Raw genomic sequence first — 14,282 nt, 5'->3', positions numbered from 1 at the left:
TGCCCTCACCGGATGCGCAGCAAAGCGTGGGCTGAGCTGTTCCCGTCATCAGCGCCCTCACGTCTCGTCAGCGCGCCGGCTTGCAGTCCAGGCTGCGAGCTGGCTGCGGTTCGACAGATTGAGCTTGCTCAAGATGCGGTCCACGTGCTTCTCCGCGGTCCGCACCGAGATGAACAGTGTCGCTGCGATCTGACGGTTCGTCTGACCCGCCCCGACGAGATCGGCAACCTCACGCTCGCGAGGGGTCAACGGATGCGCGCCGTGCGGCGCGCCCGCGTCGCGCTCACCCAAGGCGAAGCTCACCGCGTCCTCGGCCGTCCAGGCCGCGCCCTGGTCGTAGGCACGCTGAAGGCGCTCCTCTCCCCACGACGTCCGCAGGTTCTCCGCCGTCGACTGGTGATAGTCCCACATCGAGTAGCTGCCCTCGATCGACATCCCCACTCTCCGCAGCAGGGAGTCGGCTGCCCCCATGAGACGTGCCGAGCGCGCGGCGTCTCCCTCGGCTGCCGCGATCCACGACATGGCCTCGAGGCAGACCCCGACGCCCAACTGGTCGTCCTGCTCCCGCTTGAGACGCAGACTCTCCCGCTCGATCTTCTCTGCCTGGGCGATGTCCCCCTGGCGCCACTTGTCGATTCCATAGGCCCACAGCGAGAAGGATCGCCACCACGACTCGCCGACCGCCGCCGCCGTCTCCTGACACCTCTGCTGCCATCCGGCGGCGCGCTCGCCATCTCCCGCGAACCCGTAGGCGATACCGAGCTCGAACATCGAGTGGATCACCCCGGTGCGATAGCCGATGCGGATGAACTCCTCAACCGCCACTTCGAGCTGGTCGATCGACGACTGCAGCTCGCCTCGGAACATCGCGAGCAGTCCGCGACTCTGGACCACATACGCCTCGAGGATCGCATCACCGACCTCCTCCGCGATCGCTTGAGCCTCCTCGAGCAAAGCCGGAACCGCGTCGTGGTCACCTTGGAGAATCGCAAGCCACGCACTCAGACGGAGTGCACGTCCCCGGTCAAGGGCAGGCGAGCGGTCGACCGCAAGCAACTGGTCGAGCCAGAGACGTGCCTCACTCAGGAAGCCGCGAGCGAGCCAGAAGTTCTCGATGCTCCACACCATCCTCATCCCCTGCTGCGGCGCATCCAGCAGGCATGTCTGGAGAGCGACACGGAGGTTCGCGTAGTCCCAGCGCAAGCGAGAGAGCCACGCGACCTGGTCCGGACCGGACCACTCCTCATCCGCTCGCTCAGCAAGAGTCAGGAACCATTCGCGATGACGGCGGCTGAGCTCACGTGCGGCCGCCGGATCGAGGTGCTCGACGGCGTACTGCCTGATGGTCTCGAGCATCGTGTAGCGCGGCTCACCCTCATATGCGACCCGGGTGACGATCGACTTGTCCATCAGGCCTGCCACCAGGTCGAGAACAGCATCGTGGGGCACGTCAGCATCCGATACGACGGCTTCGGCCGCCTCGAGGCTGAAGCCCCCGGCGAAGATCGACAGCCGTGCCCAGGCGAGCCGCTCCTTGGCCGAACAGAGCTCGTAGGTGCCGTCGATCGAGGCGCGCAGCGTCTGATGCCTGAGCGGGGCCGTGCGACTTCCCTGGTTGAGCAGTCGGAAGCGATCGCCGGTGCGAGCCACCAGCTCTCGGAGCGGCAGGAGCCTCAGCCGAACAGCGGCCAGCTCGATGGCGAGCGGAATGCCGTCGAGCAGCCGACAGAGCTCGGCGATATGCGCGTGCTCCGCCGGACCGATCTCGAGCCCCGGGATCGCCGCCGCCGCGCGGTCCAGGAACAGACTCACCGCCTCGCTCGGCGTCACCGATCCCGCCCCGGGTCCGGCGTCGGGAGACACCGAGAGCGGTGGCACCTGCACGACGACCTCACCCTTGACACCCAGTGGCTGCCTGCTCGTCGCGAGCACGCTCAGCCCCGCACACGCGCGAAGCAGCTCGTCGATGAACGGACCGACGTGCTCGGCCAGGTGCTCGCAGTTGTCCATCACCAGGAGAACGTGCCGGCCTCGCAGGGACTCGGACACGGTGGTCAACTGCCAGCGCGCCGAGTGCTCGCGGACTCCGAGCGCGATGTTCAGCGTGTGACCCAACAGTGCGGACTCGAGCACGTCAGCGAGATGAACCACACGGACGTCGTCGAAGTCTGTCGCGACGTCGCCGGCGACCTCCATCGCGAGCCGCGTCTTGCCGACTCCACCGATCCCCGTCAACGTCACCAGGCGCGAGCGCGCAAGCGCGTCGCGGGTCAGCGCGAGCTCCCGCCGCCGGCCGATGAAGCGAGTCAGCTCCAGCGGCAGGTCGCCGAGGGACTCTGCTGAGCGGGGTGAGCCGGAGGATGGCTGGGCCACCGTCGTAGTCTCCACCACCGCAGCCATCCGTGGCACGGATCCTACGGACTTTCCGAGCGCATCCCTCAGCGACAGGGACGTCCGTGCGATGCGCCGATCAACCGATGATGAGCTCAGCGGCTCGCTCGGCGATCATCACGGTTGCCGCATTGGTGTTGCTGGACACGATCGTCGGCATGACAGACGCGTCGGCGACGCGCAGCCCCTCGACACCGTGGACACGGAGCTCAGGGTCGACGACCGTCTCATCCCCGGCTCCCATCCGACAGGTTCCCGACAGATGGAAGAAGCTGCTCGCCGCGTCCCTCACGAACCGTTCGAGCTGGGCGCGGGGCAGCTGGAGAAGCGACTCCGTCTGGCAGTGTCCGCCCCATTCGCCGAACGCTCCCGTCCGGACCAGCCGTTCGACCTCCTCGAGGCCTGCGATCAGCTGCTCGACGTCATAGCTCTCAGTGAGATAGCCCGGGTCGATCAAAGGCGCGACGCCGGGGTCGCCGGAGATCAGCCTCACCGAGCCCGTGCTCCGTGGGCGCATGTGTCCGAGGCCGAACGAGAAGCTGTTCTCGACGGGCTGCTGCCAGGGCAGGTGGTAGTCGACCTGCACCTGCACGATCTGGAGCTCGGGACCGGTCTGGGCCGGATCTGTCCTGAGGAACAGGGTCGACTCGGCGTACTGCCCACTCGGCGTTGGCAGTGGCCGCTCCGCTTTCACCCTGACGCCAGCGAGCATGACATGGTCCTGCAGATGCCGGCCCACGGGAAGGTCGAGCGCCGGGCGAATGCCGATCGAAGCGAGCTCATCGACCGGACCGACACCCGAGAGCATCAGGAGGCGCGGCGAGTCGACCGCACCCGCACAGAGGACGACCTCCTCCGCCGCGTAGGCCGTATGCGAGGCGCCCTCCTGGGAATAGACCACCCCTGTGCATCGCTCGCCTGCGATGAGCAGGCAGTGCGCCCGCGCCCCGGTGAGAACGGTGAGGTTGCGACGGCCTTCGGAGGGGCGGAGGTAGGCCGTCGCGGTGCTCTGTCGGCGACCGTCAACCAGCAGCAGGTCGTGTGCTGCGGCACCCAGAAGGTCGCCGTCATTCAGGTCCTCGGCGATCCGGTGGCCCGCGAGACGTGCCGCCTCGAGATGCGCCAGGGTGAGCTGATGCGGCTCGGCTGCCGGCTTCGGCCGGAGCGGGCCATGCCTGCCGCGGAAGCGTTCGTCGCCGTGCGGGACCGACTCCGATCGCATGAAGAAGGGCAGGACGTCCGCATAGCCCCACCCCGTCGCTCCGCCTTCGGCCCATCCGTCGAAGTCAGATCGATGGCCACGAAGGTGTGCCATCACATTGATGGAGCCAGATCCTCCGAGAACGCGGCCTCGATGTGCCGGCACGGATCGCCCCGTGCCGACCTGCCGAACCGTGGCGTAGTTCCAGTCGAGGTCACTGCCGAGGAGCGCTGGCCACGCGCCCGGGTCGGCGATGTCAGGACGGCGGTCGTCGCCGCCCGCCTCGATGAGGAGGACGGAGACGTCGGGGCGCTCCGTGAGCCGCGCGGCCAGCACGCAGCCCGCGGAGCCCCCGCCGACGATCACGTAGTCGAAGGTCGACACATCCGGCCTCAGAGGTGGACGACCACGGTCTTGAGCTCGAGGAACTCGTCGAGACTCTCCTTGCAGGTCTCCCTGCCCCAACCTGACTGCTTGTACCCACCGAACGGGAGTGCGGCATCGACAGCCTGGTAGCAGTTGACCCACACCTGCCCGGACTCGATCGACCCCGCCAGTCGATGAGCCCTGCCGACATCGCGCGTCCAGACGCCGGCGCCGAGCCCGAAGTCCGTGGCATTGGCGAGCCGGGTGACCTCCTCCTCGGTGTCGAACGGGACGACGGAGAGGACAGGCCCGAAGATCTCCTCGCGGAGCACCCGAGAGTCGGGCCGCAGGTCCGTGACGACCGTCGGTCGGACGAAGTAGCCCTGCTCACCCCACGCCTTGCCACCGGCGACGATGCGTCCGTCCTCCTCGCTCAGCTCCATGTAGCCCAGGACCTTGTCCCGGTGCTCGGCAGAGATGAGCGGTCCCATCTCGCTTGCGGCGTCAAGCCCCGGACCGAGCTTGATGCTGTCAGCACGAGACGCGAGACCAGCGAGCACCTCCTCGTAGACGTCACGCTGCGCATACAGTCGCGAGCCGGCGATGCAGCTCTCGCCCTGACCCGCGAAGATCGCCATGCCCGCCGAGAAGATGGCGCGCTCCAGGTCAGCGTCGTTGAAGATGATGTGGGGCGACTTGCCGCCCAGCTCGAGCGAGACCCGCTTGAGCGTGCCGGTGGCAGCCCGAGCAATCGCCTTCCCGGTGTCCACGGAGCCGGTGAACGTCACCTTGTTGACACCGGGGTGATTCACGAGAGCAGCACCGGCCGTCTCACCGAGACCGGTGACGTAGTTGACGACGCCTTCGGGGATCCCCGCCTCGAGGACCAGCTCTGCGAGACGGGCCATCGCCAGCGGGGTCTGCTCCGCGGGCTTGATGACGATGGTGTTGCCGGTGGCGAGCGTCGGCGCCAGCTTCTTGATCGCCATCATGAACGGAAGGTTCCAGGGGACGATCGCCGCCACGACGCCCACCGGCTCCCGCCGGGTGTAGGCATGGTAGGGACCGCCGAAGTTGCGCGGGAAGGAGACGGGGATCGTGTCGCCGGTGATCTTCGTCGGCCAGCCGGCGTAGTAGTGAAGGATGTCGACGGAGAACGGCACGTCGATGTACCGCGCCTCCGCGATGGGCATCCCGACATCCAGCGACTCGAGCTGCGCGAGCCGTTCGGCATCCTGCTCGACCAGCTCGGCGAGCTTGGCGATCATCCGGCCACGCTGGATCGGCGTCACCTTGCTCCACGGCCCGGCCAAGGCTGCCCGGGCCGCAGCCACCGCTCGGTCGACGTCGGCGGTGCCACCGGCAGCCGACCGAGCAATCACCTCGCCGGTCGAGGGGTTGAATACCTCGAGAGTGTCTCCGGTCGTGGCGTCGACCCAGTCGCCGCCGATGAGCATCTTCTCCGCCTTGTCGACCTGCGAGCGCAGATCGGGCGGGAGTGTGGTGGTGAGCGTCATGATGTCCCTCTCAGGCCTGAGCCGCGGCCTGCGCCGGCTTCGTGGGCGGGGTGAAGTTCTTCATCAGCGGGAACACCTCTCGGCCCATCCGCTTGATGTCCTCGACGTAGTCGGTGAGCACCAGCATGTAGCCGGCGACATCGATCTCTGCCCACTCATCGAGTTGCCGCGCAATGCTCTCTGGTGACCCTGTGATGAAGTCCGTCGAGAACTGGACGAAGCCCTTCGCGTCCACGCTGGCGAGGATCTCGGACGTCCCACCTTGGGCGGAGTCGGTCGCCGCCTGCCCGAGCATGTACTCCATGACACCCATGTCCGGGTGGTCGATGTAGTTCTGCAGCTTCGCCTCAGCCTCCTCGTCGGTGTCAGCCATCACCACACCGAGCGCGACGTAGGGCCGAATGGTACGTCCTGCCTCATCCATCTGGCCGTTGAACCGGTCGACGACCTCGCGGAGGGCGTCCTGGCCTCCCCACGCCAGACGGAAGGAGTAGTCGGCGTACTCGGTCGTGAACTTGATCGCATCGTCGGAGGCACCCGCGCACACGATGTTCATGTGGTGGCCAGGCTGCGGCCCCATCCTCAGGTCGTCGTACTGGAAGTACTCACCCTGGAAGTTCGACACACCCTTCTCCCACAGCTCCCGCACGACCTGGCAGTACTCACCGGCGTACCTCCAGCGATACTCGTTGTACTCATACCCGGGCCACACCTTCATGACCTCGAGCTCACGGGGGTGCCAGCCGCCCGGCACGATGTTGAGAGAGAAGCGGCCGTTGCTGATCTGGTCGATCGTGACGGCCATGCGCGCCGCGATGGCCGGATGGATGGCCAGGATGTTGACCGACCCGATCAGCTTCATGAACTGGGTATCGCGAGCCAGTGCGGCCATCTGCGTCATCGACTCGAGGGCGTCATCCCAGAATCCCGTGGTTCCGCCGTGCCCGCGCAGCGCGGAGAGGGAGAGCGCGAAGGAGAAGCCGTTCTCCTCACCTGTCTGGCAGATCTCGCGCATGTGATCGTAGGTCGGCGAGTACTGGGGCGCCGTCTCCGAGATGATGTAGCCGTTGCGGGCGCTGGGGATGAAGATTCCGAACTCCATGAATGGGTCCTTTCAGGCGGTGCTGCGCTGGACAGGGGATGGGTGCGTGGGTGTGGGCGCGCCGGTTCAGTCGTCGACGGCCACCGGGTGCTGGATCACGGTCGAGGCGTCAGCGCCGTATCCGGGCCAAGCGATGATGGTGAGATCCAGGTCCTGATCGAAGCCGTGGTCGATCTGCTCCTCGCGCAGACCGAGGACACGCTCGACGATGAACACGACGACCAGTGCGGTGACAAGACCGAGCACGAGGAACGTGACGACGCCGAAGGCCTGGTGACCGAGGCCGATCGAGGCGTGCTGGAACGCGTACTTGCCCTTGAGACCGACGTATCCGCCTTGCTTCGTCCCGCCTGCGACGATCCCGGTGACGAGTGCGCCGTAGACAGCGGGGCCGAGCGTGAGCGGAACGATCTTGATGTCGTCGAGCCTCGCCCGGATCATCACCTTGTGGCACCCGACGACGACCAACGGTGCGAAGAAGGCGATGGCGCCGCTCTGCCAGGGCTTGACGACGTCCATCGACGCGGAGGCGGCGACCCATCCGGCGATCGGCGCGGTGAGCAGGAAGAAGACGTTCTTCGTCATCTTCCAGGCGAGCAGGCCCCCGAGGCCGCCGACCATGATGGTGAGCATGAGGTTGGTCAGCACGATCCCCATGCCGGACTCGTTGAGGGTGATGCCGAAGAAGCCGGCGCCGTCCACCAGGAAGCCGTTGAGGAGCACGTAGCCGCACAGGCCCGCCATGAAGAGCATCAGTCCGAGGATGACGAACGGCATGCTGTGCGGGATCGGCGCGCGAGCGTGGTCGCCTTCGACGGCGCCCGGCCGAGGCTTCGCCCGCCACACCATGACGAGGGCCCAGGTGCCGAGAAGAATGTAGAAGTATGCTCCGCCGAAGTCATGCGTGCCAGAGTTGGACATGGGGCCGACCGGACCGTAGACGAGGTAGGCCCCGAAGGGGATCACCAGCCCCGCGAAGACGGAGACGAGGACGACGAGAGAACGTGTCTTGACCCGCTCGATGACTGAGCCGGCGAGCAGTGCAGCGAAGAAGGCACCGAAGACGACGAAGATCGCGAAGAAGGCCTGGAACGCCTCAGCGTCGGGGACGACGGTGTGGTCGAGCCGCTGGGAGTAGGTGTTGATGTTGTCGCCGAAGAGCCACCAGGAGCGGAAGGCGTCGGCGATCGGCGATTCGGAGCCGAACGCCTGCGTGAACTGGATGTCCCAGATCGCGAAGCCCGCCACGGCCATGGCAGCACCACCCGCAACGGCCGCCGCGAGCTTCTGGACCAGTGTGTGCAAGACGTTGCCTCGGCGGCTCAGCCCTGCATCGAACATGAAGACACCTCCCATCGCGAGGACGATGGCGATGAGTCCGATGACGTAGTACGCCGTCGCTACCTGCGCGTGCGTTGACACTTGGGACGGGTCGAAAGCTACGGCTTTCATGATGAGGGTGGTGAGCACGAAGACCTTCTCTCAGAGACGTGCTGACAGGTGGGGACGCGTTCGGGCAGAGACCGCGCCCGGGCCTCAAGCGCCGACCGCGGTGAAGAATCGCTGGCGGGCATAGGCGAGCGCATCGTGCTCCTCCAGTGCTTCGCCATGGTGGACCTCGCCGACGGCGATGACGTGGTCGCCGGCTCGGATCAGGTCGGCGACCCGGCAGACGGCGTACGCGGCGATGTGCTCACGCAGCACCGGACCACCGACGCCGATCGACGCGAGCTCCCACGCTCGGCCCTCGAACTTCGCGCGGGACTTCGAGGCGAAGTCGAATGCCACCGCCTCGCACCCACGTCGCAGGTAGTTCACGGTGAACGAACCGGTCTCCCGGATCGCACCCAGGGTGTTGGACCCAGCGTCGAGGCAGGCGAGGATCAACGGTGGGTCCAACGACACCGAGCACACCGCCGACATCGTCAGACCCTGCGGCCGGCCGTCGGGGTCGAAAGCGGTGACGACCGCAGCAGGTCCAGGCGCGCTTGCCATGATCGCCTTGAACTTCTCGTGCTCGATCATGACAGCGGGGCCTTCCCCATCGCCGCGCGGCGCGACGCTGAGTTGCCCTCGAGCCAGGCACCACCGGTCTCGGGCACGTGCTCAAGCTGCCGGTTGCCGACGACTGTGCCGACCATCACATCTGAAGTCATGCCTCATGGTCTGCTCGCCGCAGACATGGCCGGTAGTCGTGGAACTACGCCTCGGATACGTACTTCCTTGCGTACGTAGTCGGCCCGCGACTGCGCGAGCGCTCTCGTCGCCGGCGAGAGAGATCCTTTCGACGGCAGCGGGCGCCCTCCATGGTCAGACTCAACGGATGGCAGCGCACGACGGGACCGCTACCCGAACGGGTTGATGATCCTCAGCCCTGCCGTCGATGCGAAGTCGCCCCTCGGGCGACCGGCCCAAGCCGCGCTCGATCTCCTCGACCGTCACGACGCAGACGGTCAGATCGGCGGGGTCGATGCCTTGCGCCCACGCCAGCGCTGTCGATTCGGGAGTGACTTTCATGAGCTCCGACAGCACGCTGGCGTCAAGGTGGTCACGCCAGGCGGCGGAATCGAGGATGGCCCCGAACCTCGGCCTCCACCGAACGGCCGTGCAGGGCGGCCCGAGCCCGCAGCCGATCGTGGGTAGGCTCATCCAACTGGCTGATCATCAACGTGACCATCCCTCACCCCCTGAGACCGATGCCCCCGGCCATCGTCACCCCGACAGGAGCCCGCGCACCACCCGCAGCCCCACCGACATCCGGGCCAGATCCGCCTCCTCCTCGGCGCAGATCTGCTGGAGCGTCGCGGCCGCGCGGCTGACCATGTCGGCCTCACCCTCCTCCCACTCGGCGATCCGCGCCAGCGTGGAGTTCTCGGCCGGCGTGCTGCGCAGGATCTGCGCGGTGAGCCGGGTGTGCACGCTGTGCAGGTCGTCGCGCAGCGCGGCGCGCGCCATGGTGTGCCACTTGTCGTCGCGCGGGAGGGCCACGATCTTCTGCAGCAGGACCGGCAGGCCGAGCCGCTCGCCGAGGGCGAAGTGCACGCGGGCGACCTCGTCGGGCGGCAGCCCGTCACGCTGGGCGGTCTCGACGATGCCGAGCAGCATGTACGCCGGCGACAGCACCGCGACCCGCCGCGCGAGATCCTCTGGCACCCCACGCCGCTCGAGCCTCGCCTGCCTCTCACCGAACGCCTCGAGCTCGCGACCGGTCATCAGCTCGGGCAGCTGCGCCATGGTGGCCTGCACGGGGCCGGCGTACTGCTCGACGGTGGCCACGCTGTCCAGCGGCGAGCGACGGTTCGTGACCAGCCAGCGCGAGGCACGCTCGACCAGCGTCCGCATCTCGATCCGCATCCGGGTCTGCACCGACGCGTCCAGCTTGTTGTCCCAGGAGCTGAGCTCGTTGCGCAGCGCCAGCGAGCCGAAGACCTCGCGCGCCACGAAGTTGGCCCGTGTCAGGTCGGCCAGACTGGCACCGGTCTCGTCGCCGAGCCGCGGCCAGTAGGTCATCCCGGCGCCGTTGACCAGGTCGTTCACCACTTGGGTGACGATGATCTCCCGGCGCAGCGGGTGCGCCTCGATCTGGCTCTGGAACCGCTCGCGCATCGGCGACGGGAAGTAGGCCCGCAGATCGAGGTCGAGGTAGGGGTCGTCCGGCAGGTCGCTGGCCAGCAGCTTGTCGGCCAGCACGATCTTGGTCCATGCCATCAGCACCGCCAGCTCGGGCGGGGTGAGCCCGGCACCGCGTTCGAGCCTGCGGCGCACCTCCGCTCGGGAGGGCAGGCCCTCGATCTCGCGGTCGAGGGTCCCGGCGTGCTCGAGCTGGCGCATGAAGTCCTCGTGCACGTGCAGCAGCGAGGGGGCGTGCGCCACTGCGTTCGCGAGGGCGACGTTCTGCTCGTAGTTGTCGCGCAGGACGAGCGCGGCGACCTCGTCGGTCATCTCGGCGAGCAGGGCGTTGCGCTGCTTGCCGGTCAGGTCGCCGTTCCTGACCACCCGGTCGAGCAGGATCTTGATGTTCACCTCATGGTCGGAGGTGTCCACGCCGGCGGAGTTGTCGATGAAGTCGGTGTTGATGCGCCCGCCCTCGCCGCTGGCGCCGGCGGCGTCGCCGCCCCGCAGGACATATTCGATCCGGCCGGCCTGGGTGAGGCCGAGGTTGCCGCCCTCCCCCACGCATCGCGCGCGCAGCTGCGAGCCGTTGATCCGGATGGCGTCGTTGGCCTTGTCGCCCACGTCGCCGTGCGACTCCTCCTCGCCCTTGACGTAGGTGCCGATGCCGCCGTTCCAGAGGAGGTCGACCGGCGCCTGCAGGATCGCCTTCATCAGCTCGGCTGGCGTCATCTTCTCGACGCCGGCGTCGATGCCGAGGGAGGACCGGACCGCGTCGTTCAGCGGGATGGACTTCAGCGACCTCGAGTAGATGCCCCCGCCCTCAGACAGGAGGCTCTTGTCGTAGTCCTGCCAGCTCGACCGGGGAAGGTCGAAGAGCCGCTGCCGCTCGGCGTACGACGCCTTCGCGTCGGGATCGGGGTCGAGGAAGATGTCGCGGTGGTCGAAGGCGGCGACCAGCCGGGTGTGCTCCGAGCACAGCAGCCCGTTGCCGAACACGTCGCCGCTCATGTCGCCGATGCCGACCGCGGTGAAGTCCTCGGACTGGCAGTCGATGCCGCGCTCGCGGAAGTGGCGCTGCACCGAGACCCACGCGCCCTTGGCCGTGATGCCCATCGCCTTGTGGTCGTAGCCCACCGAGCCGCCGCTGGCGAACGCGTCGCCGAGCCAGAAGCCGTAGTCCTGGGCCACACCGTTGGCGATGTCGGAGAAGGTCGCCGTGCCCTTGTCGGCGGCGACGACCAGGTAGGAGTCGTCGCCATCGTGGCGTACGACGTCGCGCGGCGGCACGGTCGCGCCGTCGACGAGGTTGTCGGTGATGTCGAGCAGCCCCGAGATGAAGGTCTTGTAGCAGGCCACCCCCTCGGCCAGCCACCCGTCGCGGTCGGTCGCCCCTGAGGGAGTCTGAGCGGGCAGCAGCTTGGCGAAGAAGCCGCCCTTGGCGCCGACCGGGACGATGACCGTGTTCTTCACCATCTGCGCCTTGACCAGGCCGAGCACCTCGGTGCGGAAGTCGTCGCGTCGGTCCGACCAGCGCAGCCCGCCACGGGCGACCGCGCCGAAGCGCAGGTGCACGCCCTCGACGCGGGGCGAGTAGACGAAGATCTCGAACTTCGGCCGCGGCTGGGGCAGGTCGGGGATCGCCGACGGCTCGAGCTTGAGGGACAGATAGGGATGTGGTCCGCCGGTCGCGGGGTCGGTCTGGAAGTAGTTGGTGCGCAGCGTGGCCTTGATGTGGGTGAGATAGGAGCGCAGGATCCGGTCGTGGTCGAGGCTGGCCACCCCGTCGAGCGCCTGGAGGATCCGCTGCTCGAGCCGCTCCTGCTGGTCCGGCTTCGGTGTGCCAGGGTCGATCTGGGCCGGATCGAACCGCGCCTCGAAGAGGGACACCAGCAGCCGAGTGATGTCGACGTTCCCGCGCAGCGCGTCCTCGATGTAGTCCTGGGCGAACGGGCTGCGGCACTGGCGCATGTACTTGGCGTAGGCGCGCAGCACCGTCGCCTGACGCCAGGTCAGCCCCGCGGCCAGGACGAGCCCGTTGAAGCCGTCGGTCTCGTTGAACCCGTCCCACACCGCGCGAAGGGCGTCCTGGAACAGCTCGCGGGCGCCGCGCGGCAGCTTCTTGCCGTACCGCAGGCCGAACTCGTAGATGAGGGAGTGCCGCTCCAGCCCCTCGAGCTCGTAGGGCCGCTCGTCGACCACCTCCACACCCATCGAGGCGAGCATCGGCAGCACCTGGGAGAGCGAGAGCGGGTCGCCGATCCGGTAGACCTTGAGCCTGACCTCGCCGGGGCTGGCGTCGAGCCGCTCGTAGAGGGACAGGTCTAGGCCGCTGTCAGCCGGTCCGTCGGTGCGGATCCCCTCGAGCCGGCCGAGGTCGACCGCGGCGGTGCGCGGGGAGTAGTCCTCCTTGTAGCCCTCCGGGAAGGAGTCGGCGTAACGGCGGCCGAGGGTGGCGCCGACCTCCTCGCCGTACTCGGCGATGACAGCCTGGGTGAAGTCGTCACGCCACGAGCGCGATGCCTCGACGAGCCGCCGCTCCAGGTCGGCCGTGTCCACGTCGGCGATCTGGTCGCCCTTGGAGAGGTGGACGACGAAGTGCACGCGGGCGGTCGTCGACTCGTTGATGCGGACCGTGAACTCGATGGACTCGCCGTGCAGCCGCTCCTGGAGGATCCGTGCGAACCTTTCCCGGACCGTCGTGTTGTAGCGGTCCCGCGGCAGGTACACGAGCACGGAGACGTAGCGGCCGTAGGTGTCGCGCCGGAGGAACATCCGCACCGCACGGCGCTCGCGGGCGCTCATCGCAGCCTCCGCCATCGGCGCCAGCTCCTCGACGGAGGTGTGCAGCAGCTCGTCGCGCGGGTAGGTCTCCAGGGTGTCCATCAGGGCCTGGCCGGCGTGGCTGCGCGGGTCGAAGCCGCTGTGCTTGAGGACGGCCTTGGCCTTCTCGCGGATCAGCGGGATCCGCATCAGCGACTCGGTGTAGGCCGCGCTGGCGAGCAGGCCGAGGAAGCGGCGCTCGCCGTCGACCTCGCCGTTCGCGTCGAAGGTCTTGACACCGACATAGTCGAGGTAGGCGGGCCGGTGCACCGTGGCGCGCGAGTTCGCCTTGGCGAGCACCAGCAGCGTCCTCTCGCGTGCCTTCGCCTTCACCGCGTCGGGCAGCCGCCCGAACGACCCCGACAGGTCCTGGTCGGCGCGGAGGATGCCGAGGCCGGTGCCGGGCACCGCGTGCAGGTACTCGTCGTCGCCGCGGCGCTCGAGCTTGTACTCCTTGTAGCCGAGGAAGGTGAAGTGCTCGTCGGCGAGCCACTCGAGGAACTCGGCGGCGTGCTGCACCTCGTCGCCCTCGAGCGGCGGCGGGTCGCTGCGGAGCTGGTCGACGATCGTCTCGACCTGGACGTGCATCTTGCGCCAGTCCTCGATCGCCTCACGCACGTCGCGGAGCACCCGCTGGATGTCCTCGATGATCGCGGCGGGGTCGTCCCCCTCGGGCAGCCGGTCGATCTCGACGTGCATCCACGACTCGCGGACCGCCTCGCCCTCGGGCTCCAAGACGCCGTCCGCCACCACCGCCATCGACTGCAGAGCGCCGGTGATGTCACGGACGACGTCGAAGTTCGGGTGGATCACCACGTGCACGTCGCGCAGCTGGCGCGACAGCTCCATCGTCAGCGAGTCGACCAGGAACGGCATGTCATCGACCACCACCTCGACCACGCTGTGCCCACTCGCCGACCACCCGGTCTCGGCCAGGGTCGGGGTCCCGACCTGGACCCGCGCGGTGCCCTGAGGACGCTCGACGGCGAGCTTGTAGTGCGCCGCGAACGCACCGTAGAGGTCGACGTCGCTGCGGTCGACGAGGTCTTCGGGCGCCACGTGGCGGTAGTACGCCCGCAGCAGATCCGCGATCTGGTCGTGCGGTGGCCCGCCGGTCCCCTTCCCTGACCTGGCCAGCTCGATGGCCTGGTCGATCAGCTCCGTCTTGACCTGCTCTGATGTCTGGCGCGTCGTCGTTGACACGCCTCCGACATTAGTCCCCTGAGGCCTGCTCCGCTGAAAGACCGGGGCCTTCGGGCGGGAGGGTGCC

At 67.9% G+C, this 14,282-nt stretch carries 10 protein-coding genes; all 10 read right to left on the bottom strand.

The window, feature by feature from the left end:
* Window positions 1–57 precede the first annotated feature (57 nt).
* Entirely contained in the window at window positions 58–2,373 is a 2,316-nt protein-coding gene (locus ACYQ1K_RS24720) for a helix-turn-helix transcriptional regulator (protein WP_459986114.1), read from the bottom strand.
* 97 nt (window positions 2,374–2,470) lie between these two features.
* Entirely contained in the window at window positions 2,471–3,976 is a 1,506-nt protein-coding gene (locus tag ACYQ1K_RS24715) for a GMC family oxidoreductase (RefSeq protein WP_459986113.1), read from the bottom strand.
* A gap of 8 nt (window positions 3,977–3,984) precedes the next feature.
* The gene (locus ACYQ1K_RS24710; protein WP_459986112.1) at window positions 3,985–5,475 is read right to left on the bottom strand and encodes an aldehyde dehydrogenase family protein; all 1,491 of its coding nucleotides are present in this window, start codon (window positions 5,473–5,475) and stop codon (window positions 3,985–3,987) included.
* A 10-nt stretch (window positions 5,476–5,485) separates the two neighbouring features.
* On the bottom strand, window positions 5,486–6,577 hold the full coding sequence (locus tag ACYQ1K_RS24705) for an LLM class flavin-dependent oxidoreductase (RefSeq protein WP_459986111.1): 1,092 nt from the start codon (window positions 6,575–6,577) through the stop codon (window positions 5,486–5,488).
* Window positions 6,578–6,643: 66 nt separating this feature from the next.
* Window positions 6,644–8,047 (bottom strand): hypothetical protein, encoded by a 1,404-nt coding sequence (locus tag ACYQ1K_RS24700; RefSeq protein ID WP_459986109.1) that lies wholly within the window; start codon window positions 8,045–8,047, stop codon window positions 6,644–6,646.
* A gap of 66 nt (window positions 8,048–8,113) precedes the next feature.
* Window positions 8,114–8,602, bottom strand: coding sequence for a flavin reductase family protein (locus ACYQ1K_RS24695; protein ID WP_459986107.1), 489 nt, complete (start codon window positions 8,600–8,602; stop codon window positions 8,114–8,116).
* Window positions 8,599–8,733 (bottom strand): hypothetical protein, encoded by a 135-nt coding sequence (locus ACYQ1K_RS24690; RefSeq protein WP_459986106.1) that lies wholly within the window; start codon window positions 8,731–8,733, stop codon window positions 8,599–8,601. The genes ACYQ1K_RS24695 and ACYQ1K_RS24690 overlap by 4 nt, the downstream gene beginning before the upstream one ends.
* Before the next feature lie 160 nt (window positions 8,734–8,893).
* Complete coding sequence (locus ACYQ1K_RS24685; RefSeq protein ID WP_459986105.1) at window positions 8,894–9,109, bottom strand: PIN domain-containing protein; 216 nt, start codon at window positions 9,107–9,109, stop codon at window positions 8,894–8,896.
* Window positions 9,110–9,125: 16 nt separating this feature from the next.
* Complete coding sequence (locus tag ACYQ1K_RS24680; protein WP_459986120.1) at window positions 9,126–9,242, bottom strand: FitA-like ribbon-helix-helix domain-containing protein; 117 nt, start codon at window positions 9,240–9,242, stop codon at window positions 9,126–9,128.
* A 47-nt stretch (window positions 9,243–9,289) separates the two neighbouring features.
* The gene (locus tag ACYQ1K_RS24675; RefSeq protein ID WP_459986103.1) at window positions 9,290–14,215 is read right to left on the bottom strand and encodes an NAD-glutamate dehydrogenase; all 4,926 of its coding nucleotides are present in this window, start codon (window positions 14,213–14,215) and stop codon (window positions 9,290–9,292) included.
* Window positions 14,216–14,282: the final 67 nt, after the last annotated feature.

It is taken from the genome of Nocardioides sp. AN3, assembly GCF_054653495.1.
This window is presented reverse-complemented; position numbering and strand designations above follow the sequence as displayed.